General features: G+C 34.2%; 22 protein-coding genes and 1 riboswitch. Of the genes, 8 read left to right on the top strand and 14 right to left on the bottom strand.

From position 1 onward, the window contains the following. Positions 1–94 precede the first annotated feature (94 nt). The 10 genes from AC5LXV_RS07580 to coaA form a co-directional block, all read right to left on the bottom strand. Positions 95–5,227 carry an alpha-2-macroglobulin family protein gene (locus AC5LXV_RS07580; RefSeq protein WP_493467855.1) on the bottom strand — a complete coding sequence of 1,711 codons (5,133 nt, stop codon included), beginning with the start codon at positions 5,225–5,227 and terminating at the stop codon, positions 95–97. 264 nt (positions 5,228–5,491) lie between these two features. Next, positions 5,492–6,163 carry a 7-cyano-7-deazaguanine/7-aminomethyl-7-deazaguanine transporter gene (locus tag AC5LXV_RS07575; RefSeq protein WP_110434015.1) on the bottom strand — a complete coding sequence of 224 codons (672 nt, stop codon included), beginning with the start codon at positions 6,161–6,163 and terminating at the stop codon, positions 5,492–5,494. A gap of 44 nt (positions 6,164–6,207) precedes the next feature. Then, a complete protein-coding gene (gene queC / locus AC5LXV_RS07570) occupies positions 6,208–6,864 on the bottom strand; it encodes a 7-cyano-7-deazaguanine synthase QueC (protein ID WP_110434016.1) in 657 nt (218 codons plus the stop codon). Between the two features lie 50 nt (positions 6,865–6,914). Beyond that, on the bottom strand, positions 6,915–7,388 hold the full coding sequence (gene queF / locus AC5LXV_RS07565; RefSeq protein ID WP_110423807.1) for a preQ(1) synthase: 474 nt from the start codon (positions 7,386–7,388) through the stop codon (positions 6,915–6,917). Between the two features lie 2 nt (positions 7,389–7,390). Beyond that, positions 7,391–7,435, bottom strand: a riboswitch (PreQ1 riboswitch). Positions 7,436–7,584: 149 nt separating this feature from the next. After that, positions 7,585–10,509 carry a bpX6 domain-containing protein gene (locus AC5LXV_RS07560; protein WP_493467854.1) on the bottom strand — a complete coding sequence of 975 codons (2,925 nt, stop codon included), beginning with the start codon at positions 10,507–10,509 and terminating at the stop codon, positions 7,585–7,587. Beyond that, positions 10,499–12,301, bottom strand: a complete 1,803-nt coding sequence (locus AC5LXV_RS07555; RefSeq protein WP_493467853.1) for a hypothetical protein — start codon at positions 12,299–12,301, stop codon at positions 10,499–10,501. Before AC5LXV_RS07555 ends, AC5LXV_RS07560 begins: the two co-directional genes overlap by 11 nt. Continuing rightward, on the bottom strand, positions 12,291–12,713 hold the full coding sequence (locus tag AC5LXV_RS07550; protein WP_493467852.1) for a bpX5 domain-containing protein: 423 nt from the start codon (positions 12,711–12,713) through the stop codon (positions 12,291–12,293). The genes AC5LXV_RS07555 and AC5LXV_RS07550 overlap by 11 nt, the downstream gene beginning before the upstream one ends. A gap of 1 nt (position 12,714) precedes the next feature. Next, positions 12,715–13,800 carry an AAA family ATPase gene (locus tag AC5LXV_RS07545; protein ID WP_493467851.1) on the bottom strand — a complete coding sequence of 362 codons (1,086 nt, stop codon included), beginning with the start codon at positions 13,798–13,800 and terminating at the stop codon, positions 12,715–12,717. A 257-nt stretch (positions 13,801–14,057) separates the two neighbouring features. Then, the gene (locus AC5LXV_RS07540) at positions 14,058–14,513 is read right to left on the bottom strand and encodes a DUF1090 domain-containing protein (RefSeq protein WP_493446253.1); all 456 of its coding nucleotides are present in this window, start codon (positions 14,511–14,513) and stop codon (positions 14,058–14,060) included. 16 nt (positions 14,514–14,529) lie between these two features. Next, positions 14,530–15,465 carry a type I pantothenate kinase gene (gene coaA, locus AC5LXV_RS07535; RefSeq protein WP_034884000.1) on the bottom strand — a complete coding sequence of 312 codons (936 nt, stop codon included), beginning with the start codon at positions 15,463–15,465 and terminating at the stop codon, positions 14,530–14,532. Positions 15,466–15,632: 167 nt separating this feature from the next. Here coaA and yihI point away from each other — a divergent pair, with 167 nt between their 5' ends. Then, complete coding sequence (gene yihI, locus AC5LXV_RS07530; protein ID WP_110434022.1) at positions 15,633–16,127, top strand: Der GTPase-activating protein YihI; 495 nt, start codon at positions 15,633–15,635, stop codon at positions 16,125–16,127. 240 nt (positions 16,128–16,367) lie between these two features. Then, positions 16,368–17,738 carry an oxygen-independent coproporphyrinogen III oxidase gene (gene hemN, locus AC5LXV_RS07525; protein ID WP_493467975.1) on the top strand — a complete coding sequence of 457 codons (1,371 nt, stop codon included), beginning with the start codon at positions 16,368–16,370 and terminating at the stop codon, positions 17,736–17,738. 41 nt (positions 17,739–17,779) lie between these two features. Here the strand turns inward: hemN and rsmC are convergent, their stop codons facing one another. After that, the gene (rsmC, locus tag AC5LXV_RS07520) at positions 17,780–18,820 is read right to left on the bottom strand and encodes a 16S rRNA (guanine(1207)-N(2))-methyltransferase RsmC (RefSeq protein ID WP_144188690.1); all 1,041 of its coding nucleotides are present in this window, start codon (positions 18,818–18,820) and stop codon (positions 17,780–17,782) included. An 87-nt stretch (positions 18,821–18,907) separates the two neighbouring features. Between rsmC and AC5LXV_RS07515 the strand changes: the two genes are divergently transcribed. From AC5LXV_RS07515 to cyaY, 6 genes are all read left to right on the top strand, one after another. Further along, a complete protein-coding gene (locus AC5LXV_RS07515) occupies positions 18,908–19,315 on the top strand; it encodes a DNA polymerase III subunit psi (protein WP_110434024.1) in 408 nt (135 codons plus the stop codon). Then, a complete protein-coding gene (rimI, locus tag AC5LXV_RS07510; protein WP_493467850.1) occupies positions 19,284–19,745 on the top strand; it encodes a ribosomal protein S18-alanine N-acetyltransferase in 462 nt (153 codons plus the stop codon). Before AC5LXV_RS07515 ends, rimI begins: the two co-directional genes overlap by 32 nt. Positions 19,746–19,766: 21 nt before the next feature. Next, positions 19,767–20,402, top strand: a complete 636-nt coding sequence (locus AC5LXV_RS07505; RefSeq protein ID WP_493467849.1) for a thiamine diphosphokinase — start codon at positions 19,767–19,769, stop codon at positions 20,400–20,402. Between the two features lie 67 nt (positions 20,403–20,469). After that, on the top strand, positions 20,470–21,234 hold the full coding sequence (locus tag AC5LXV_RS07500) for a hypothetical protein (protein WP_493467848.1): 765 nt from the start codon (positions 20,470–20,472) through the stop codon (positions 21,232–21,234). A 25-nt stretch (positions 21,235–21,259) separates the two neighbouring features. Further along, complete coding sequence (locus AC5LXV_RS07495) at positions 21,260–21,784, top strand: surface-adhesin E family protein (protein WP_493467847.1); 525 nt, start codon at positions 21,260–21,262, stop codon at positions 21,782–21,784. A 103-nt stretch (positions 21,785–21,887) separates the two neighbouring features. Then, entirely contained in the window at positions 21,888–22,199 is a 312-nt protein-coding gene (gene cyaY, locus AC5LXV_RS07490; protein ID WP_110434029.1) for an iron donor protein CyaY, read from the top strand. Between the two features lie 58 nt (positions 22,200–22,257). On the opposite strand, the gene uvrD is transcribed toward cyaY, so the two are convergent. The 3 genes from uvrD to xerC form a co-directional block, all read right to left on the bottom strand. Continuing rightward, positions 22,258–24,486: a DNA helicase II gene (gene uvrD, locus AC5LXV_RS07485; RefSeq protein WP_110434030.1), complete on the bottom strand. Its 2,229-nt coding sequence runs from the start codon at positions 24,484–24,486 to the stop codon at positions 22,258–22,260. Positions 24,487–24,666: 180 nt separating this feature from the next. Further along, complete coding sequence (yigB, locus tag AC5LXV_RS07480) at positions 24,667–25,380, bottom strand: 5-amino-6-(5-phospho-D-ribitylamino)uracil phosphatase YigB (RefSeq protein WP_493467846.1); 714 nt, start codon at positions 25,378–25,380, stop codon at positions 24,667–24,669. After that, positions 25,380–26,303, bottom strand: a complete 924-nt coding sequence (gene xerC, locus AC5LXV_RS07475; protein ID WP_110434032.1) for a tyrosine recombinase XerC — start codon at positions 26,301–26,303, stop codon at positions 25,380–25,382. The genes yigB and xerC overlap by 1 nt, the downstream gene beginning before the upstream one ends. Between the last annotated feature and the right edge of the window lies 1 nt (position 26,304).

Raw genomic sequence — 26,304 nt, 5'->3', positions numbered from 1 at the left:
TGTTAAATTACTCAGCTAAATGTATTTAGAAATAAAAATTCCGCCAAATAGATTGGCGGAATGATCAGTCAAGCTTGATTTTATCGATAGTTGCTTAATTTTCTTCCTTTTTAGGATTTGAAATTGTCATCAAATCAGGAGCATTTCCTATAGCAAAACGTTCTGGACGGTACATAGATTCAACATAAGGATAAGGAATCATATAATTACCAGTAGTGACCGCTCTAACTAAATAAACAATACGGGTATAATATTTATTACGTCCCATATAATTTTTAAGGTTAACCGCTGCAACATATCTATCGTCTCTATATTCCTGATATATAATATCACTGATATCTTGGCCTTTCATTAAATGAGCAATAGCAGGAATTGATGATAAATTCACACTGCTGTTAGAGAGGTTTTGATTTTCAAGTTCTAAACCTGCAGGTAAAAAATCAACAATCAACGCATCACGAACAGACTGTTGAGCTGATACATCTAACACTACGACCATCATTGAACCAACTTCTAAAGTTTCTGGTGATATGCTATTACCCTGCAAATCATAATAAGTTCGACTGATATTAAAGAAACCATCAGTAGAGGTTGGTGCCGGTGGTGTTTTAGAATAACCATTAACAGTAAACTTAATATAAAGCGGGGCTTTTGATTCAGAATTATGCAACGATAATCCTTGCGCTAATCCAGCATAATCATAAGAACGTGATAACACTGAATCAACTTCAGTAATTTCACCATTTATTGACACGTCAAATTTATTATCACCCTTGTGCTGTTCTATTGACCAACCAGCAATAAACAAGGAATTTAGCTCTTGCGTTGAGAGATAGTTTTTATCATTTAATAAATTTGATAATCTAACTAAATAGTTTGCTTGAGTATTTTGAGCCATATTATTCTCTATCAATAAAGAGAGAATTAATGCTTCATCACGTATAACACTACCATAGTTACCGAGCCAGTCATCTTTGTACTTATATGAAGTATTAAATACCATTGGCAATAATTTTTCATAAGTAGTTTGATAACCAATCAGTTTCGCGGTTACCGCTAATTGGGCAATAGGTAACGGTGAATAGAGAGATGATTTATTCTGAGTAATCTTATCTGTCAAATAATATATCTCATTACGCATTGCTGAAGTAATTTTATTTTGTTTACTCAGCACCATTAAAGCATAAGCTTTAGTTGACAATTTATTAAACTCAAGGACATTTGAATCACCATAGTAATTAAGATTATTAAATGCAGAGTTATCATAAATATACTGACCTAAACGCGTCATTGCTGAATCAAGCGCTTTATCACTAACTTGGTAGCCCCGTTCCTTAGCTTGCAATAAAAAGTCTGTCGCATAAACCGTTAGCCAATGCTCCTCTTCACTATCGCTATTCCATAAACCAAAGCTACCGTTACTACGTTGCATGGTTAAGATACGTGAAATACCTTTTTGAACTTTTTTACGACGCTCATCATCCGAATCAGTTTTAATACCTAACTTTGCAAGTTGCTCACTATTAGCATATAACGATGGGAATAAACCACTCGTTGTTTGTTCGAGACAACCATAAGGATATGCATATAACTGTTTGATATACTGAGCTATATTTAATGGTGGTTGATTAGAGATAACCAATTGGCCTTCAATAGTGTTTTCAATTAATCCGACCAATGCTTGGTCTGGTAATTGCCAATTTTTATTTGGATTCAATGCTACTACATAAGATTTTGTTGTTCCAGCATATGCAGGTCTTACGCCAATTGACCATGAACGTTGCAAGTTAACATTTGTGTTTTCATCAAGCAAAATTCCTTTGACATCAATTGCTATTGTACCAGTACCAAAGCCATAATCAGCTACCACTGGAATTTGAACAATATCTTTTTGTTTACTATCAAGTTTGACAGATAGCGTTTTTATCTCATTTTGAGTTAACAAACCACTAGTAGATACAGCAATTTGCATATTTTGCGTATTATCAGTCAAATTTTGCAGCTCTAACGCTAATACTGCGCTATCACCACCTGACAAGAATCGTGGAGTTATTAATTCAGCTACAACCGGGGCTGCAACTTTCATTTTTTTCTCAGCTTTACCAAAACGATTATCATCCCAGGCTTGTGCCATTATACGTAGTTCACCATTGAAATCAGGTAAGGATAAATTAATTACTCCTTCACCTTGATCATTTAATTCAATAGTTTTTAGTTGTTGTGCCACAATCTTAACTTCATTTGACGGTTTTTTACCGCCAGTACCCATCGCATCACCACCGAAGCTCATGTTAACATTACGACCAGCCCCTTCAATTAATTTGCCATAAACATCATAGATATCGACATCATAACGTTTACGCCCTAAGAATTCGGCATAAGGATCTGGCGTAACATAATCGGTGATATTTAACACACCTGAATCAACAGCTGAAATCAATACAGTAACTTTTTTATTTTGTTGGATAGATTGCTTATCCATTTTAATTTTAATTGGTACCACACTTTCAGGTTCTACTTGTACAGGTGTATCAATTGACACTTTTAATTGACGGTTAGTCGTATCAATCGGTAAATGAAGTAAACCAATTGCTCGTTTCACGGTTTGCACTGAAGCATCGGTCGATGGGCGAACAATCATGGCGTTGATGTAGATATCATGTCGACCCCAATTTTCAATCGGAACTTCGACATCTAAACCTTCTTCGCCAATCGTTATTGCTTTTTTCCAGATAGTACCATCATTGGTTTCAAGTGAAACATAACCAGACCCAGCAACAGGTGCTTGAACATTAACTTTAGCGACATCACCAGGATTATAAGATGGTTTATCAATACTCAACTTAACTTGATCTGGGCGTACGGATTTGGTGCCACGAGTATTATCTTCCCAATCATAACCAGACCAGAAGCGAAAACTGCTCACAACATTGTTTTTAGGATCAACAATTTCCACACGGTAAGAACCATAATCCATTGGTTGATAAGTTATTTTTGTGGTACTTCCCCTTTCAATAGATAACTGTTCTTCAGAAATCAGAAATTCCTTAGTGGTGTAATTTTCACGCCAGCCATCTTCGTCTGACCATACCCAATAGTAATTATTACGCTCACGAATTATTCTAGCTTTTAGTGAATTTGTCGCTAGTTTTTCACCATTAGTATTGACATAAGCAATTTCGAACTCTGCATTACTATTTATATCTACAGTAGGACGTTGATAATAGTTATCACTATTCCAATCATAGTATGGTGAATCGCCAAATAATGCACGGATTGCTGGCATTTTTTCTGCTGGCCAAATAGTTTGGGTTGCGTAACGGGTAACTGGTCTTCCACCTGAATCTAGCAAACTAGCTTGTAAAACTACTTTCATAGGGGAACGTGTTCCTGACCAATAATCTTTATCAACATTAATGTGAGTTAAACCATCGTTGTCCAACTTCAAATTTAAAGAATCAAGTTCACGATATGGATTATTATCCGTAACTGCACCAATTTTAAACTCATCTAGTCCAGATACAGTATCCACTTTCTTTAAATAAATGTTGGCATCTAAGCTATTACCTGATGCTGGTGCGCCATACAAATACCAACCTTTAATCTCAAAGGAAACATCCTCATCATTTTGAACAGGGAGATCCGATGAACTGTTAATTTCCATCGCCATGCGTTCTGGTAAAAATTCTTCAACTTTGAATTGCCAATAGCGATAGTTATCATCGCCTAAATTAAAACGAATTGACCACATACCGGTCGGTGCATCACTAGGAATAACAAACTCTTGTTGATATAAACCATTGGTATTAGCGCTGCTTTTTAATTGGTAAGATTTAACAACTCGACCACTATTAGAAATCACATCAGCTAAAATAGGTTGATCCGGTAATGGTTGACCATCGGCATCACGTAAAAGAGCATTAAAATAGACAGTTTCTTTTGGACGATAGAGATCACGTGGACCGAAAACAAATAATTGTTTTTGATAGAAAGGTTTACCAGATAAATTGAAATCCGTTAAATTAAGCGCATTTCGATCAATAGTGACAAAAGACGTTTGTTTGCCATCGGTAGCTGTTAATATGTTATATGTAAAGCCTTTAGGTTTGTCAAATTCAGCATAACCATCTTGATCGGTGGTTGCTGAAACATTGCTACATTTTTTGTTACTCTCATTGATCTGACAGAGTAGTGATAAATTGATATTATCAAGTGGTTTACCATCATCTAAGGCATGTGCCATTACCACCAATTTACCATTTTTATAACCATGTAACGAAACGCCAATATTACTAATGGAAAATAGTGTCGCTGGATTGGTTTCATTATAAGCGCCAACTTCATTGATTACCGCGATATAAACGCCTTCTTGGTTAAGTTCAGAAATATTAGCAAGATTAACTATAATGGTTTCTTGAGCATTAGGTTTAGGATTAAGATCAAATTTTGATGAGTAAACTAAATCGGCATATTTTCTCATCTCTTGTGAGCGCCAAGTTGATAACATGTTAATAAAACCATAATTATCAATAAAACTAGATAATTGTTCCGGTTTAATTTTGAAAAAATTGATATCAACTTTATTAACATTTAAAGTGGTGATAGGTAATCCACTCATCGACTTACTTGGCAATAAAAATCCAGTGCTTGCAAAACCAACTGTTGGTTGGCGATCTTGAGTGGTTATTTCGGTTTGATAAACCGTTGGTAAATGGCTATCGTTGATGGCTGATACCATTTTATCTATCGTTAATGTCAATTTACGGTTTGGTTGGAGATAACGTAGTCTTAATTCTGTTCCATTTTCTGACAATTCCCACGCACCATCAACCACACCAGTTTCTTTATCAACCAATTTCAATAAATTTGAAAAATTCAATTTAGGATTGATAGGCACTGAAAAAGTCACGACTAAAGTACTTGAACCATCCAGAATAACTTCTGAACTATCAATTACCTTTAGATCTTTACCTTTATATTTTTCAATTAATTCAGGAGTAGGATTAAAAGCATTATTAATTGGTAAGGTTGTCACCGTGTCTTGCGTAGTCGTATCTTCGGTGTTAGTCGTAGTTACCTCGCTTTTAGCCGTAGTTACTTCGCTTTTAGTGGTAGTTACTTCACTTTTATTGATATTTTCCGAATCAGTAGTTTTCTTTTTTTGATCATCACAAGCGCATAACGTCAAAAACAAACTTAACATACATAAAGGTTTTATGAACTTCATTCTTTCACCCAATCCTTGCAATTTCTAATTCTAATGAATCTATTTGTTATTATTTTTAATAATATGCATTATCACACAAACTTTAGCAAAAATCTTCAATGAAATTGATAATTTATTCTGCAATAGACAAATCTTTTGATACGAGTGAAAAAATTGAGGAACAAGATATTAAAGGGGGGAATACTGACATTTAGCACTTATCAGGAATTAGATAAGCGCTAAATGATGATTCTTGCAGCAATTATTAATTGCTAAGCGATTAATTTACTGCGATTTTATAATTAATTTTTTTAAGATAAAATTCAGAATAATGCCATATAATGGTAAAAAGAATAGACCACAGATGATAATTTTAAAACTATAATCGATAGTGGCGATTTCGACCCAATGCGTAGCCATAAATTCATCATTTGTTTTATAAAAGGCGATCGCAAAAAAGACGATGGTATCAATACCATTACCTAATATTGCCGATGCTGAAGGCGCTACCCACCATGCTCTGTTTTTACGTAAATAATTAAACACGGTAATATCCATCAATTGACCTACTAAGTAAGCGGCAAAACTCGCTAAAGCAATGCGAAAAACAAAGCTATTAAACACGGCTAACGCAGAAAATCCCATCCAGTGGCTTTCAAAAAACAGTACTGAGATAGAATAAGAAAATAGTAAAGCGGGAATCATCACCACAAAAATAATCTTTCTCGCTAAACTCGCGCCAAAGACCCGAATAGTTAAATCAGTAGTCAAAAAGATAAATGGAAAGGTAAACGCTCCCCACGTGGTATGGAAACCAAAAATATCAAAAGGGATTTGTACCAGATAATTGCTTGAAGCAATAACCAAAATATGAAAAAACGAAAGCCAACCAAGGGCTTTCATTTGTTGTGCGTGAGTAAATTGGCTAGTCTGTTCTGAATTAGTGTTCAGATACATAAATTTTTCCTTTTTTAATGGGGTAAGTGAACCCAGTGTTACAATTAATTTGAATGATTAAGGTATTCGTTTAAACCTTTTTCGCGAAGAATACAGCTAGGACATTGGCCACATCCACCATCTACACCATAATAACAAGTATGCGTATGCTTTCGGACATAAGCCAAATAGCCAAGTTTATCGGCCATTTCCCATGTTTGGGCTTTGGTTAGATACATCAGTGGCGTGATTAGATTAAAGTTGTAATCCATAGCCAGATTCATCGATACATTCATTGATTTGATAAAGATATCTCGACAATCAGGGTAGCCACTAAAATCGGTTTCACAGACACCAATAATAATATTAGGTATACCTTGTTGCTTGGCATAACAACCTGCTAGAAGTAAGAACAGCATATTACGACCGTCAACAAAAGTATTCGGGTAATCCCCATCTTTGGCTGCTTTGATTTCTTGCGAGTCATCAATCAAAGCATTATTAGTGGTCTGTTTAATCACCGATGTATCGATCACCGTTTGTTTAACGCCAAGATCTTCAGCAATCCATTTAGCTTTTTCAAGTTCAATAACATGCCGTTGCCCATATTGAAAGCTAATGGTTTCCACATTTTCGCGTCCATAATCAGCAATGGCTTGCAGTAAACAGGTGGTAGAGTCTTGCCCACCAGAAAATATCACTAGTGCTTTACGATTTTGCATGTTTCTTTATTCCGATTTAACTATTTCGTAATACTGTTGCGTTGAAAAGATTAACGATTATCAATTTTTTCAGGATAAAGATCGTGATTAGCTAAACGATTCATCGCTATTTGCTGCCAATTGGTGCCAGCTTTACCATAATTGGCATATGGATCGATTGAGATTCCACCTCGGGGAGTAAATTTACCCCACACTTCTATATATTTCGGATCCATTAACTTAATTAGATCTTTCATAATGATGTTGATGCAATCTTCATGATAATCACCATGATTACGGAAACTGAATAGATATAGCTTAAGTGATTTACTTTCTACCATTTTTATATTTGGCACATACGAAATATAAATAGTAGCAAAATCGGGTTGGCCAGTAATTGGACAAAGACTGGTAAATTCCGGACAGTTGAATTTGACAAAATAATCATTGCCGGGATGTTTATTATCGAATGTTTCTAAAATTTCTGGACAATAGTCAGTTGGATAGCGAACGGATTGATCGCCAAGTAGTGTTAGGTTACTCATAATTTTCCTTAGTTTTTTAGCGTGGGAGGTTCACGAACCACGTAATAAGGCGCACACCTTACTCTTTTTAGGGCTAAAAGTCTAGAATATTGATTAAAAACGCGCTAGTTTAAGTGTTTATTGGTAGCGCAATGCTAGAATTAATTTATTAAAAAAATCGCGCATTTTAACTAAAAATGACATGTTTAATTTAATTCTATACCGAAAACGACGTTACCTTATTTTCCGTAACATTGACATGCAATGCTCTACCCTGATCATCAAAAAAACAATATTCATCACCAATATACGAACACGACACCTTGGTCGATGCATTCCACTCAATTGTCATGCATATTTTCTTATTAAAAGGATAAAAGAGATGAATATCATAACCCGATTCATCTATTCTTTGAATGATAAGTGCCATAAGTTCCATAAGTTGACCGGTTGAGTAGATAAGTAGGTTATCGAATTGTTTTTGGACTATTTTTAATGGAAATTCGGAGCAATAACGAATGTCACTAAATCTAAATCGCAACTGCTGATTGAATCGATTATATTCCATTTTCATTATGTCAGAATCATGAGAAATAAATATTTTATTATTTTCTTCATTTATATCAATTCGTTTTATTAAACAATGTTCCGGCAAACTATAACAAAAAGCTTCATATTTATTTTCATTACTGAGCGTCAAAATAGTTTTGTAATTAATATTCATGGCTATTTGTTTGACACTATTCGGGGAAAAATCCACACGCCAAACCACAGATAACTTATCACTTATATCAATAATTTCTAAACAATTATCTTTAATAATAGTCCAATTGATGCCATCAAACTCCCAGCAACATAAATCAAATTTGATCACCCCAAGATCGACGATGCTACCGGTACTCAAATCGAGTTTATGAATACGATAATAATTATCTCGTTTAATCAATGCTAAAACCTGTAATCGGTTTGCAGATACTACAAAGCTATCAGCAACTATCATAAAATGATCTAGTTGCTTACCTTGCTTATTAACTTGAATAATGCCTAGTTCACCTAATGCTAATAAAAAGTTATTATTGGTTAACGGTATCATAGCAAAAATTGCTTTCTGCCCCTTATCGGGACAATGATATCGTATAACATTACTCGTCTCTAATAACGATTTTTGTTTAACACGGTTTAAACTTGATAACGGCAGATCCACCTGCAACGCTTTATCTTGAGTTAGTTTAATTAATGCTGCTATATCAGATTTAGTAAATCTATTAGGATAAGTGATGGCATCAACAAGAATATGATTGATCATTATCCGCAACAAACCGCGCAATTTATCAATATATTTTTGTTGTTCTAGAATTTCATAAGCTATTTCCAACCTTGTTTGATAATAACTAGCATTAGTTTTGATTTCCATTAAGCATTCTTCAAGTTTATTAATGGAATCTGGCATTAGAATAAAGCGTTTTACGATCGCTTTGGCATTAAAATTATCAACGTTACAAAGCCACTGTTCAGCTAGATAGCGATATTCTGTTAGTGGCCAAATAACATCAATCGCCGCTAACCACTCTGCTTTTTCCGCTAAGGTGTTGGCCCACTCTACTCTTAACTTATTTGCAATTTCACGTTGTTCTTTTTCAAGCATTATAATCGCACTAGCAAATGCATGATCTCGTCTTGCTATCATTATTGCTGTATGCCAATCATTAGCTAAACAGCATAGTTTAACTATCCACGCAGTATTTGCATTCCTAGCAATAGCGAGCTCCATAGCCTGTTTGTACATTTTATGCTGTTCTAGACATTCTATCCCTTCTTTTAAATTATTGAGTAATTCAACTAAAACATAAACCGCTGCTTCAATTTTTTTTTGTTGGATTAACTTAGTAGCACTTTGTCGATATAACTGTTGCAAATAGTTTTTCAATTGTTGGTCAAGATTAATAGCGAGCGAATTTCCATAAACCGATTCATTTAATGACAATTTTTCACGCGGCTTGGGTACACCAAATGATTGTCCTATTGGAGGTTGATCACCATTGATCGGAATAGCATAACGCAAAGCATCCATCAAATCACCTTTCTCAAGTTTTTTAATCATTGTGTCAATATATTTACCTTGTCGAAAAGCAACTAAATGGCTCAATTTCGAAACTAATGCAAATAATGTTGCGTAATGACGCCACTGACTTAATACCGATTTTTTTCGATTAGCACGCGATGGTAGCGTTGAGTAATTAAGGTTAGGAGTTGCTTGTAAATCACCCGCTTTAATATTATAAGAAAAATTTTTTGCTACAATGTTGGGAGGAAAATTAGCTTGTTTAACCTTAGATGGGAGATTGTATAGAAATTTTATAATTTTTATACCTAGCAAAATAGTCACGACATAAAATGAGGTCAAAAGGATAAAAGAGGAAATTTTAGATAAATTTTGACTAAGTCGCGTTTCAAGTGAAAATAATTTAAAATTAAAATAAATCAATATTGCCATCAGCAAGATTAATAGAATAAAAATGGGTAAGATCAAATTCCTTTTTGTTATTGATGGTTCTTGATCGTATTTATTATATTGTTTATCTTTTTCCTGTTGAATACCATTATGTTGGCTATTAACGAACGCCAACATTCGCCGATTAGGGCGAGGTATTTTTCCTGCCAATATTTGTTCGATGGATTTACTCTCTTCAATATCTTCAGATAACTCATCATAAACAATATTAATATTATAACTGTCCGTCTCGCTTAATTGATATTCTGTTAGATCAATCCAATCGGCAGGATCGATATGGACCGCATCTTCATAACGATAACAATTGATATCGTTCCCCATTACAATAACCAAATCATAATTCATGATTTCAGCATCTGGTTTTTTTACAAATTGTGTTGAGGTGAGGATTCCATTTTCTAAAACTAATGGCCAACCATCTAAATTATTACAATTGATCGTTTTTGGGGTTGCAAACTTGAGTAAGTCACCTTGTTCAAATCGATAAATTGAACATCCTATAAACCACGATTTTATCAACAAACCTCGACGCTGCTCACGATCAAACCATTGCTTAGGAAACCATATTCCAAATACCTTTTGTACGCCTTTCAGCGTTGGATAGCCAATAAAATAGGTGTTATTGTTCATTGTGTAAATCATCTTGATATAATTTTAATCTTATTGATCGCGTCAAAAAGGAATACAAAATTAATTCACCGATATCAGTGATAATTGTGAAGCATTGAGCTAATGAGTTATAACTATAATTGACAATTTTATTTGATGAACTCAAACAGATATCAATGTTATTATTGAGATAATCAAATGTTGCCACTTGTTTTTTATCATGATTGATTATTAGAAAATTAATTTTATCTTCATGATAATCATGAAAAAGCCCAAAAACCTGCCAGTTTAAAGGCGTTTTTACTTCAACATAACTATTTTCATTATCAAATACTTGCCATTGTTGCTCGAATCCAATGGCTAGTCGACCAAAACCTGTCAACCATAAGTTTTCGGCGGAAATAAAATACTGTAGATTATCATGAATTGATTTTATCTTTAAACAATATGGTAAATGATACAAATGTTCACTTTCTATCCAAAACTGATCTTGATTATGATAAATATAACATGCATGTCTATCACTTAATTTAAACAATGCAATAACGTTTTGAGCAATTTTCTCAACTTGTTTAATTTCCTCGCTATTTTTTGGTACGCAAAATATTGAATAAAGTACTTTTTGATCGTCAATATATAAAATATTCGTTACATCATATCCATACATCGATTGTCTAGATATCGATAAAAAATGAGACAGAGTGTGGTTTGCATTGATTTGAATAGCTTCAGATAGCGCTTTTCGTGGACCTTTAGTTCCCCATAAAAAAATTTTTTGATCTTCTTGATATAAAGCGAATATGTATTTACCTTGAATATCAATTGCCAATACCTTAGACTTTAACTTCAATTGATAAAATTTGATACGGCATTTCTGTCTCTGAGATAAGGCATCACTAATTCCAATAAAATGAATATTATTGTTTTCATTGTTAAACATTAAAACATAATCTCCATTTTTTGAAATTTTAGGCTTGAAGTTAATATTTATAGGTTCAATGAATTGTTGATTAATTACACCGTAATTACTACCTGACTCGAATTGTCCCGACAATAATTTTGCGCAAATAACTTGGTTAGGTAATGTGAGTTCAAAACGCTTTGCTACTTTATCACTCACTATATTAACTGCTATTTTACTAAAGTGATTAATCAATCTGCTAATTGATACTTTATGAGTTGCAAAATCAATTTGTGAAATGTTATTACCAATTAACCAACACTCATCATAAAAAAATTCAGATTTTTGTAAATAATTATGCCAATAATCTAATTGGTTATCATCAATACATGTAATTGTACGGCTATTCAATAACAGCTTTAGATCCTCGATACCTGAAAACAATTTTAATTTTGATCTTGATTGTATGATGCCCCAGTAAAATTGACTCTTGTGTTGCTGAGCTCGGATATCGAATAATATCATCAAAATCAGATGGGCAAGACGCGGAACACCTAATTGTAATAATCCACAATCAAACAAAGCGATAATCACACCATTCGCTTTTGATTTTTCATATATTGGCGTTACGAAAAGATGCTCATTATTAACTGCACGACGGATAAACTCATCTGGCTCTTCTTCCCCTATTAACCATTCTGTCGTCGATAAGTGTTGGTAATCTCCTCGATTGTGAATGTCACCTAAACCAGATGATAACATCTGGTCACACCATTTACTTTCCTTGACAGGACCAAGAGAATTGCTTAATTGCAAAAGCAAATCAGTAATAACGGGTTGTAAGTCTTCATCAAACCATGATAACCAAGACTGCCAAGTTTTAATCGGTTTGGTTAATTGATTATATGGCATATTCAAGAAACTCTTTGGTTAATGGCCAACTAACACCTAAAGGAATAACCATTTTAGGATGATCCCATAATAGTACATGTTTATGGGTAAATTTATTCGCGATAGCATTAGTTAAAAGCAAGGTTGAAATTGAGGGTTTAGCATGACACGGTAACCAAAGTTGGGGAGCTTGACTGTCAACCATTGCATACTGTACTCCATCTACCCACGGTAATTGAGATTCAGGACCAATGATGATTATAAAATCTTCACCTTTGACAAATTTAAATTTTTGTAAATCGTATTTATCTTGATTTTTCAAAAGATAGATTAGTAAACGTGGCACTGTTTCATACCATGCAACTACAGCAACAGGGATTACTGCCTCAGTATTGAGTTGCCAATGCCAGTTGATCAAACTTTTGTTGTTCATATTACGCTATCAATTTAATTAATTGTGTTCTTAACTGGTTTAATTCATCAGGTATAGTTTCAGTGGTGTAATTAGCATCAATTTCACGTAACACACTTTCTACATGAATATCGCCTTGATTTAGGCAACGCTTAGCCAGTTCAACCAACCTTTGCAAACGGCCGTTAGGTTGTTGCGACGCCAATTCAGTAGCGTAAAACAGTTGAGAATTATTTGATAGTGTAAAAAATTCCTTTAAGATCTCTTGACCACGCTGTTGCATATCTTTGGTAGGTAAAACGTAAAATAAAGGCCATATGTCTTGTTTTTGAGCTTCAAGGCGACCATTTACTAAAGCTGCTGCTGCAATAAGTTTTAATGTTTTTACCACTCGTCTATCAGTTAAAACAATGCCACTTTGTCTGAGTAAACGGATTGCATCAGCAAAAAAAGGAATAATGTGATCTAATTTAACATTTTTTAAATGTTCGCTCATTTCTGAAAGTTCATTTAATGAAAGAACTGAATCAACATGGCTAAACTCAGCTTGCCAACCACCGACTAACAGGTCTTCAATAAAACTATCAGCAATTGGTTCAATAAAAAGACGGATTAAAAAACGATCGGCGAAAGCCGCTAAACCTTCGTCTTCTGGAAGCGAATTTGATGCTCCAATACAAATTTTCAATGGACAGTCTATTTGCGTATGTCCACGTCTAAATTTTCCTTCATTTAATATACCTAGCAAGGTATTTAAAATTGCAGTTGAACCTAAAAAAACTTCATCTAAAAATGCGATTTCAGCTTCCGGTAACATCCCTTGGGTATCGGTCTCAACGCTCCCTTCTCGAAGTTTTTTAAGGTTCACAGTTCCAAACAATTCTGATGGTTCGGTAAAACGACCTAAAAGATATTCAAAATAATTACCATCCATGATTCTAGCCATACGCCTAACTACAGCACTTTTAGCTGTACCTGGTGGCCCGATAACTAATAAATGTTCTTTGGCGATAGCTGCGAGTATGATAAGTTCAGCAAGTTGCTGACGACCAATAAAACCTTGGGTAGCAACTTTAATACATTCGCGAATTTTAGTGATGTTTTCCATTATATTTCTTTATATTTCTTTATACTTCTTTATATTTATATATAAATTATAGACTTATTATTTTAGTAATCAATTATCTTAAAGAATTGTAACTCTTTTATAAAGAGAAATATTTTACCATCTATAAAAAATCTATAAAAAAGGTCTCATGCAGATTTGAAATTTATCTTCATGAGACCATCATTAATTTGAAAAATTTAATCTTATTATGGTTAATAATCGATAACTATCTAATAAGATAAGAACAAAAATCTCAATTATTTAGCTTTAAGTTTGTTATAATAATCAGCTAAATTATTTTTGGCTTCAGTTAACTCTTTTTCTGCATCATTAAGTTTCGATTTTAAAGCATCAATTTTATCTTGATTGGCATTGAGTTTATCTTTGGCATATTCTTTGGTTTTTTCAACTAATTCTTTAGTTTTGTCAGTGACATTTTGAGTTTTTTCAACCACTATTCTTTTGTATTTTTCTTCTAATGTTTCATCTTTACAGTTGGTATTAACTTCTTGAAGGGCTTTTTCAAGACCGGTTACTTCATTGGTATTATTGGCAGTTTTAGCTTGATTAATCTTGGTTTGGATTGCTTGCTTTTTAGCGTCGCAAGTTAACCCTTGGTATTCATCATTGCTTGTTGCATAACTGTTGACAGAAAACGCAGTAACTAAAGTGATAATGCTTAACTTACTTAATAACCTTATTGCTGATTTCATATTGATTCCCCTAAGTTTATTTTCTTAATTGAACACAATCTACTTTATGGTCTTTACCTTTGGTTAGAATTAAACTTGCTCGTTCCCGTGTTGGCAGGATGTTTTCGATTAAATTTAATTCATTAATTTCTCGCCAAAGGCGGTTAGCAATATTCACGGCTTCTTGTTCAGGAAGCTTAGAATAGTGGTTAAAGTAAGAGTTAGGATCACTAAATGCCCCAGCTCTAAATTTTAAAAATCGATTCACATACCAGTCATGTAGTAGTGGTAATTGCGCATCGACATAGATAGAAAAATCGACATAATCCGAAACAAATACCCGATTGTTAGCTTGAGCATAATTTATGGAACCTTGTAAAACATTTAATCCCTCAAGGATTAAAATATCTGGACTATCGATAGTGATTTGTTCGTCTTCAACGATATCGTAAACTAAATGTGAATAAACCGGTGCTTTAACTTCCGACTGCCCTGATTTTACATCAGCAACAAAATTAATCAATTTTTTGATATCATAAGATTGAGGAAATCCTTTCTTATTCATGATACCACGTTCTTCAAGATAACGATTGGGATATAAAAAACCGTCGGTCGTCACTAATGCAACTTTGCGATGTTCTGGCCAACGAGTTAATAATGCTTGTAAGACACGGGCTGTAGTGCTTTTACCTACAGCAACACTACCAGCAATACCGATAACATAAGGTATTTTTTGGCTTTTACCTAGAAATTTTGATAAGACTGCCTGACGGCTAAAACAGTTATTAATATAATAATTGAGTAATCGAGATAAAGGCAAGTAAATTTCACTTACTTCATCCATTGATAAGTCTTCATTAATTCCTTGTAGTGAAGTTAGCTCCTCGGCTGTTAAAGTCATCGGTACCGCATTACGCAAGCCTGCCCACTCTTGTCGGGTAAATTGCATATAAGGGCTCAAATGATTTTTCATGTTTTATTCTCTATTGCTCAGTAATTAAAAATTATTTGGCTCAGATTATACTAAATCTATTTTTTTACAATCATAAATTCGCATTACCTTCTGCTCATAGCTATATTAACCACTTACTGGTAAAATAGGTTTAATGCATTAATAACCAGATATCAAATTGAGATTGTATGTTAAAAAATAAATCGAAACTAAAACCTAAAAAAACCCGTCAAGAGATTAATGAAGAGTCACGCGAACTCAAGCGCAAACGTAAACATAAAGGTTTACCTAGTGGTTCTCGTTTTAATGGACCAGATAACAATCAAAATAAAAAATCTACCAATACAATTAAAGATCCACGCATTGGCAGCAAAAAACCAATTTCATTGCTACAAACCAATGATTCATCAATAAAAAACAAAGTTAATCAACCACAAAAAACTAAATTAACACCGCAACAAGAGTTAGAACAACTTGAAAATGATACTAAACTAGATCATTTACTTGATTTGGTTGAGCAAGGCAAAACATTAACTGATGATCAACAATCTTATCTCGATAATAAACTAGATCGCATTGATCAACTGATGAAACAGTTAGGTATTGAAGATGATGATTTTGAAGACGATGAGGAGTTAGACGAGCCTAAAGAAGATATCGTCGGCCTACTTAAGCGTAAGTAAGTTAATTTGATTCAATATCAATGCCAAATCAATAATTTTATACAAATCACCATAAAGAGCCATCTATCATGCCAATATTTATTATGCTAGGTTTGTACTTGGGATTATTTATTTGCACATTATTATATTTGAAAAAAGTCAATCGGCTTAAAATTAAAACGCAATTAAAGACCAAACAGCCTAATACCGCAAAACGTTATGGAAGTGGCAATGTCAAACGTAGAATTAAAAAATAATAATATGCTTCAATCGCAACTCTGGGATCAAGCGTTAATTGAAAAGTATAACTATTCCGGCCCAAGGTATACCTCATACCCAACTGCACTTGAATTTAATGAGCAGTTTACTGAGCAAGACTTTATTTCAGCCGCTTCTTATTATCCTCAGCGGCCATTATCGCTTTATATTCATATTCCGTTTTGTCACAAACTCTGTTATTTCTGCGGATGTAATAAACTGGTAACCCGGCAAACTCATAAAGTTACCCGATATCTTGATATATTAGATATTGAAATAACCAAACGAGCTGAATTGTTCAAAGATCGAATTGTCACTCAAATGCATTGGGGGGGAGGTACACCTACTTTTTTGACTGACGATGAAATAAGCCGATTAATTACCTCTATAAAGCAACACTTTAACTTTGCTCAAGATGCCGAGCTATCCATTGAAATTGATCCCAGAGAAATCAGCCAACAAACTATCGATCATCTTGCCAAACTTGGCTTTAATCGGTTAAGTATGGGGATTCAAGATTTCAATCATGAAATTCAAAACCTTATTAATCGTGAGCAAGATGAGAATTTGATCCGCTCATTAATTGCCCAAGCACGAAAAAATCATTTTCGATCGATTAGTCTTGATTTAATTTATGGATTACCTAAGCAGACCGTTGAAAGTTTTACCGAGACATTAAATAAAGTTATTGATATTTCTCCTGATAGATTAAGTGTGTTTAATTATGCACACTTACCTAGCCGTTTTGCTGCTCAACGTAAAATTAAAGACCATGATCTACCAAATGCTAACCAAAAACTAAAGATCTTACAAACCAGTATCGAAAAATTAACCCAAGCTGGTTATCAATTTATCGGCATGGATCACTTTGCCAAACCAACCGATGAGTTAGCTATCGCTCAACAGCAAAATAAGCTGCATCGTAACTTTCAAGGTTACACCACTAAAGGCGATGCGGATTTAGTGGGGCTTGGAGTATCGGCAATTAGCATGCTGGGTGATAGTTATGCGCAAAATCAGAAAGATCTAAAATCATATCAAACTTTGGTTGAACAAAAAGGTCATGGTCTATGGAAAGGCTTTACCTTAAACCAAGATGATAAAATACGCAGAGATGTGATTAAGCAGCTAATTTGTCATTTCCATCTTGATAAAAAACCGATTGAACAACTTTATCACATTAAATTTGATGACTATTTTGCTGACGATTTAAAACTACTTGCACCACTAGCCCAAGATGGACTAGTAATAATTAATCAAGATAGCATCGTTGTTCAACCTAAAGGTCATTTGCTAATACGCAATATTTGTATGTGCTTTGATATCTATATGCGTCGCTTAGTCCGACAACATCAGTTTTCACGCGTGATTTAATTGGTTTAACTCACGCATGAATATTTGATTATCTTTAATGATTAATGACTGGCTAGATAGACTTTAAATTTGGTTGTTTGCGCAATAACGTCAACCTGTTTAAAGGTCTCATCCAAAATCGATTGATAAGGCAAAAATGAATTTGCCACAATACAAAGATAGCCATTTAATTTTAAGTACTTTTTAGCTTCTTTAATCAGTTTGTTTACTGCCGTGTAACTGGTCTCCTTACCATCGTGAAAAGGAGGATTAGAGATAATTAAGTGATACTTGTCATTGATATCTGAAAATACATCACTAGCAATAACTTTTCCTGCAATGTGATTGCCAGCTAAAGTAGCTTTACTGGATTCTAACGCGGCGCTATTAACATCGGTTAATGTTAAGTTTAGATCTTGATATAATTTACCTAAAACTGTCGATAAAATACCTGAGCCACAGCCTACATCGAGAACGTTGCCTTTAATAATATCACTTTGCTCCATCAATGCATTCAATAATAATTCACTTCCTGCATCCAAACCTTTTTGGCTAAAGACACCTGGCAAGCTCTTAATTTCGATAGCTTGGTTTTCAATAGTTAAATGATAACTTAACCACCACTCTTTTAAATCAAAAGCCAAACGGCTATCTGCACGAAAATGATATAAACCACATCGTCTGGCACTATCTATTTTTTGGATGGTGCCAAAATCCGCTAATAACCCTTCAACACTTTTTACCCCAGTACGATTTTCACCTATGATAAAAATATCACTCTCTTTGGGCATATTGTTTAATAAAAACGATAATTGAAATTGCGCTTCGCTCTTAGTTTTGGGCCAATAGTAAATGAGTGTATTAATATCGGTATAAAAAGATTCGTCAGGATAGAGTGAAAAATTTGTACTATCTGATCGTTTGCTGTGTTTAAAATTTAAAAATGTGTGATACTGCGAGCAGTGGATCTTAACCAAATTAGCCGCAATAACCGCTGGATAATTATCTTGGATATCGCCTGCAATTAAAATATTTTTATCCTCAAAAAAGGATTGGTGACGTTCAAGTACTTGGCTAGCAGGAGTAAATATCGATGTTGCCATAATGCCTCAATGAAAAACCTTTATAAATTGAAGCGAAGATTATACAATTAACTCTCTTTAATCCCTAATAAAAACCGTAATCCGACAATGACACAAATTGATTGGTATCTTAAGCAATGTGATATTACCCAATATGTTTTACGCAATTCTGCCGTTTTTCAAGGTGAACTTGCTACACATATGGATGATAAAATTCGTTTAATTGTGGTCGCAAAACAGCAACCAACACAAAAAATATATTATGATATTTTAAAAGCTATTGAATTAACCGAAGAACAAGTTTTATTTCTTACACCTTCACAATTAATAATACCGGCAAATGAAGTAAAAATCGTGACTTGGTTTATTGACGTAAATACTGATGAACCTTGGCAAAATAACTTAACTATTAACACTAGCGATTTAGATTCGCTCGCCAAAGATCCGCAACAAAAGCGCAAACTTTGGCAACAATTATGTAACTATGAAAACCATTTCCATCCTGAACGAAAATGATTTAGCCGAAGCTTATCAATTAGAGCGGCTATGTCACCCAATTCCTTGGTCTAAAGAGACTTTTTTTTCAAACCAAGGTGAACGCTATTTAAATTTTAAAATAACAGTTGCTAATAAAATTGTAGGCTTTTGTATTTGCCAACAAGTGGTTGATGAAGCAACTTTATTTAATATTGCCATCCACCCCAAATACCGAAAGCAAGGATTAGCTAAAGCATTATTAAATCATTTAATTGATGAGTTAATGGCAATAAGCTCGCCCTATAAGATTTCAACCCTATGGTTAGAAGTTAGAAGATCAAATACTCCAGCAATTGTCTTGTACCAGTCAATTGGATTTAATCAAATAACCATAAGAAAAAACTATTATCCATCTACCGATGGTCATCGGGAAGATGCAATTATTATGGCTTATACTTTAGCACTATAAATTATTTTGACGGGAGTAATTATGTCCAGAGCACTATTATTTGTAAATGGTGAGCCACCTAAAAAACTTCCTACACATTTAGATTTAGCAAACTATCAATATATAGCCTGCACGGATGGCGCATATCACAGTTATCTATCTGAATCCGCAATTGTGCCGGATTTTATTATTGGTGATTTAGACAGTATTAACCCGAAAATGACCGTGCCGGATAAAACGCAAATCATTCACACACCCGATCAATCTAAACCTGATTTTGAAAAGGCGCTGTTATTTTTAAATAGTAAAGGAGTTACATCATTTAGCATATATGGTGCAACAGGACGTGCCAGTGACCATTTTTTAGGTAATTTATCGGTTGCTATGCAATATCATCAACAGTTCAAAATGGTGTTTTACGATGATTATTGTCACTTTTTTTTCGCTACTCATCATCAAATTATTCATCATGTTAAGCACCATATTATTTCACTAATGCCATTATCAACAGTAACGCATTTGACTATCAGCGGCTTTAAATATCCAATAGATAATCAAACTTTATCTTTGGGGGGGTTTACCAGTTTACGTAACAAAGCGATTGATGACACAGTGAAAATTTCCTTTAAAAATGGTAACTTATTGGTATTCATTGAAGATAAGTGCAGTTTGAATTGACTTCAACTTACATTACTTTACAATAGCGTTACATTTTATAAGAGTACCTTCTTAAAGGAACAACAGCATGCTTTTAAAAAAATTTACACTTTTTATTTGTTTTTCATTTGTTTCCTACACGGTTTTTGCTCAAGATAATAAACCAAGCGTTACTGATAATTTAGTTGACACTTTTCTTAACTGTGATAATCAATTTTTTCAGCATTTAGCGGAAAATAAGCAAACAGTGAGTGAATATGTTGATTTAACCACTAAAGATAATGTCACTTTTATCCCAGTTGAATCGATTTATCAACAAAATAAAAATAGCGTTAATTTCAAAAAACCACTTAAATATCACGGCTTGACGATAACTGGCTATCAAAATATTTTCATACCAACCAATCTGTCTGGTCAATATTATTATTGGGGCTTTATTTTTGATAATAGTCAAGAAGAAATTATTAAAACCTTAGATAAGTTAAATTGGTCCAGATACAATGAAAAAGTCTATATTGCTAATTCAAAAATCTATGATCGCAACGCCAAATCACCAGTATGGAAAAACAATCCCTACTCAATTGATGGTGTAGTACCAAGACTTGGCACTGTTGAAAAAGCCATTTATTTAGAAAGTATTGATAATAAACAAAATAGTTTGCTTTGTTCTATTCAAGGCGATTTAAATAAAGAGCTTCTCTATAAAGATCGTCCGGATATAAAACCATTTGACGAAGAGTTTGAAAAAATTCGGCAAGAAAAGAACAAAGCCTATAAATTGAAGAAACAACAAGAACAACAAGAAAAAAAAGCAGTGTCCGAAAACCAACCACAACCAACTAAAAAACAGTAGCTCGAAGGAAGGAGATTAAACTTAAATGAAAAAATTATGTCTATTCTTAATGCTCTTTTCTTTTGCAGCAACAATCCATGCCGCAGAAAACAAAGAGAAACCATCCTATACAGAGGCAGAGAAAGCAGCGCAAGCTAAACAAATTGAATTAATGCTGAGTAATCCCAAAATTGGCAAACAATTCGTTCCAATTTCGAAAAGTAATGAAGATAACAAGCTTGGTTATGCTTACCTTGATAAGGATTCAATAAAATTACACCCATATAATAAAAGAATCCGTGTTTTTAGAGAAGTTATTAATTATGTCCCAGAATTAGTACAAAACATTGATAATGTAAAAACGCCATATCATGCAATTGTCATCAATTATTATGCTAACTGTGCGAAAAAAGAGATCGCTAAAGGGCAACTAGATCTTGTTGAAAACTTCTTTGCTGAAGGTAAAACAATTAATCATATTAACATTCCAAGTCGTTGGAACCGAGCCCTGAAAGGGGACGATAAGCATCAATTACTCGTAATTGCTTGTTCTTTACCACTTAATAAATAAACACTTTATTCGCCTATTAACACTCTTGCCACCTTGCTGTGGCAGAGTCTTTTTATTTATGCTAATATCCCTACTTTAATCGCCCAACTATAGTTAGATCAATATGAATATCGCCCAATTCCATACCTTAACAGATCAACTTTTTAATCAAATCGAATTATACCTTGATGATTATGCTGATGAACATGATATCGATTTAGATTATGAAACGAATGGTAATGTCATTACGGTGAGTTTTCCTAATCACAGTAAAATTATTGTTAATACCCAAGAACCGCTATTCCAAGTTTGGTTAGCCACCAGAAAACAAGGGTATCATTTTGACTTTATCAATGACAAATGGATCTGTAATCGTACTGATCAATCATTCAGCGATATCTTTGCCCAAGCGGTACAAGAACAAGCCGAACAATAACTATCTAAAGAAAAGGCGCTAGATAACAATTTAGCGCCTTTTTTAAGGTATATGTTATTTACAGTAATGTCAGGTTGGCTAGTTTTATCACAAGCCATTTGATACCAACATCAACAAAAGCAATTTGCACTCGTTTATGCTCACCTTCGCCATCAAGATTTATAATGGAGCCTTCACCAAAACGGGCGTGTTTCACTTTTCTACCTAACGTATAGCCATCATCTTCTTTCATCTTCTTAGAATAGGATTTTTTACGTTCTTGATAGAATTGATCATCTTTGTCCTGATATTTACCACGATGACTAAATGATGAAAAACTACCATGGTAGAAAGTTTCATTTAAATTTTCAATCGGTAATTCATCTAAAAAACGGGATGGTAAATTACGTTCTTCACGGCCATAAAGTCGTCTTTGTTCTGACAGTGAAAGGGTTAAACATTTTCGCGCACGAGTAATTCCCACATAAGCTAATCGTCTTTCCTCTTCCATTTTATCGATTTCTTGGATTGATCGTTGCGCAGGGAAAATTCCCTCTTCCAAGCCCACAATAAAGACATTATCAAACTCTAAACCCTTAGCCGAGTGAAGCGTCATCAATTGTACAGAATCTTGCTCACTAACCGCATCCCGGCTTTCAAGTGAAGTAACCGATAAAAATGATTCAAGAACAGTTAATGGCTTACCAGTGACATTATCTTCAATCACCGCATTTTGATTTAAAAGATAAAATTGTTCAGCCGCTGACACCAGTTCTTCAAGATTTTCTATTCTTGTTTGTCCCTTAATACCCGGCTCTTGTTCATACATTCGCATTACACCGGATAATTTAATGATCCTCTCAAGCTGTGTATAGAAAGGTAGATCTTTAACTTCGGCGTAGATAGATTCCATTAAATGCAAAAAACGATTAACATCATTACGTTGTCGATCAGTCAGCGCATTTTGTTCAATCAACATTAAGCAGGCGTCCCACAAGGATATAGCATTATGGTTAGCACAATTTCTAATTTTATCTAATGTTACTTGTCCGATACCACGAGTCGGGGTATTTATGGTAGCGTCGAATGCCATATCATTGTTATGATCATGCAATAAACGTAAATAAGCGAGGGCTAATTTAACCTCTTGCCTTTCATAGAATCTAATCGAACCATAAATTTGAAAAGGTATAGCATTTTGCATCAAGGTATCTTCAAATATTCGCGATTGAATATTATTACGATACAAAATAGCGCAACTTGCATATTTCTGACCTTCATCATGATATTTTTTGATTTGGCCAACAACAAATCTAGCTTCATCTGCATCATTGAAGCTCCTATATACGGTGATCTTCTCGCCCTGACCACTATCCGTCCATAGATTTTTACCTAAACGATTCTTATTATTTGCAATTAATTTATTTGCCGTATCTAAAATAATCCCGGTAGATCGATAATTTTGCTCTAAGCGAATAATCTCAGTATCAGGATAATCATTGATAAATAATTGAAGATTATCGGCATTAGCCCCACGCCAACTATATATAGATTGGTCATCATCGCCAACGATCATTACATTAGCCGTGTTACCCGCGAGCTTTTGCACAAATCGATATTGAATTTTATTGGTATCTTGAAATTCATCAATTAACACATTTGAGAAACGATGACGGCAATAACTTAAAACATTTTCATCTTTGCAGAGTAATTCATAAGCTCGCAAAATTAGTTCAGAAAAATCGACATATCCTACTTTATCGCAAATTGCTTGATAATCGCGATAGATCGTTTGCCACATAACTTGTTTTGGATCTTCTGGCACTAAATCTTTTGCCCGCAGCCCTTTCTCTTTTTGAGCTGAGATATAATTGGCACACTCTTTAGCTGACCACTCTTTCTCATCTACTTGTAGTTCGCGAAAAATTCGCTTGATAAGTCGAATCTGATCTTCTGTATCAATAAGTTGGAAATTATCGGGAAGATTAGCTTGCTGGGCAAACATCCTTAGTAAACGATGGGTTAAGCCGTGGAAAGTTCCTACCCACATACCGGTTAAATAGCTCTCACCAACTAGCGCTTTTATTCGCTCTTGCATTTCAGCAGCTGCTTTGTTGGTAAATGTAACGGCAAAAATTGAACCAGATGAATAATTTTTTTCAATACAAAGCCAAGCTATTCGATGAACTAAAACACGAGTTTTACCGCTTCCGGCACCGGCAAGTACAATAGTATATTGATTATCAGTGGTTACTGCTGTTTGTTGTTCGGTATTAAGATCGCTTAATAATGATTGTTTAATGTCCATTATGCATTAACCCATCACGATAACATAAATCACTCATAGTTCTAAATGTTGCAACTCTTTTTAATATTTTCATTTTCTTTATAATATTTTTTAGAGGATCCGTTAAAAAAATAAAGACAGGAGTAAATGCAAGCGTAATTACATCTAACTTCACTGTCTTTTTATACACATATTGAACAATTATAACAGATTATCTAATTCTGGCAATCGAGTTATTTCAACATGAGGTAGACACCTTGCATCAGTAAGATGGTAGATATCTTGACCAAAAATATTTATCCAACATGACAAATAGCCATTATTAATGGCACCATTTACATCGGTCTCTAAATTATCACCAACATGTAAAATGTAGTTTTTGGCTACCGCTAATTTTTTTGCGGCTAAGTCAAAAATTTCAGGAAATGGTTTTGAGCGGCCATCCGGCCCACCACGTAAAGAAAATTGAAAATAGTCACCTAAACCTATTTTATTAACATCAACATTGCCATTAGTAATTACGGCTAGTGGATATTTTTTGGCGAGTTTGGCTAATAAGATATGCGTTGATTCAGGAATAACCATCTTATGCCGCCAAATATTAAAACAGCCTAAAGCATCATCAATAATATTAGTATGTTGTAATACGGGGATATTGGTTTTACTCAATAGAGATTTGATGGTCTCAATCCGCCAAGCTATCACATCATGATAGATTTCCGGATTTAAAGAAAGGATCAAATTTTTCTCTTGGTAATATAAATCTAAAGTTAAATTTGCTAGTTGCTGAAGTTTTTGTAAAGTTTTTAACATCTCCTCTTCAGCTTTATCGACAATCATACTATTGTCATATAAAGTATCATCAAGATCGAAAGTGATCGCTTTAATGCAGTCAATTGAACGATAAAAATGCATTATTTTTTCCCTCTTTTAGCTCGTGGATGAGCAGAATCATAAACTTCCGATAAATGTGAAAAATCCAAATGTGTATAAACTTGAGTTGTGGATAAATCAGCATGACCTAGTAATTCTTGTACTGCTCGCAAATCACCACTCGATTCAAGCATATGCGTGGCAAACGAGTGACGTAATTTATGTGGATGAACATGCGAACTTAAACCTTGTTTGACGCCCCATTGAGCAAAACGCTTTTCCACATTACGCGGCGAAATTCGTTTACCTAATTTAGAAATAAATAGAGCATCATCATGAGGTTTAAATTGATTACGCATGCTTAGCCAATGTTCAATCCATTTAATGGACTCGCGGCCTAAAGGTAATTTTCGCTCCTTATTGCCTTTTCCCATTACCCGGACTTCACCTTCTCGCAAATTTAGCTCTCGGCAATTGATATTCACTAATTCGGACAGTCGTAATCCCGAACCATACATTACTTCGAGCATAGCTCTATCGCGTACCGATAATGGGTCATTATATTCAATATTCAGTAATTGGTTAACTTCGTCAATATCAATATTTTTAGGAAGATGCTGACCTAATTTCGGATTGACTACACCGCGAGCCGGATTAGCGGCAATCAATTCATTTTTCACCATCCAATCAAAAAAACTACGCAGTGCCGACAAACGTAATGAGAGACTTCTTGCTTGTAAACCGGTTTGCCGACTACGACTAATTAACAGCCGTACCGCTGATGAATCGAGATCTTGCCAATTAGTGATATCCAAATCTTTGCTTAAATCGATAATAGCATAGAGTTGGCGACGATAATTAATTTGTGTATTAAGGCTAAGTTGTTTTTCCGATTTTAAATAATTTAAGAACTGTTCAATCGGTTTAGCTAATAAAGAGGAGTGACTGAGATTATTTTCAACCATC

This window comes from Gilliamella sp. LMG 34359 (assembly GCF_984569085.1).
The sequence above is the reverse complement of the archived record's forward strand: the minus strand, read 5'-3'. Positions and strand labels throughout refer to the sequence as shown.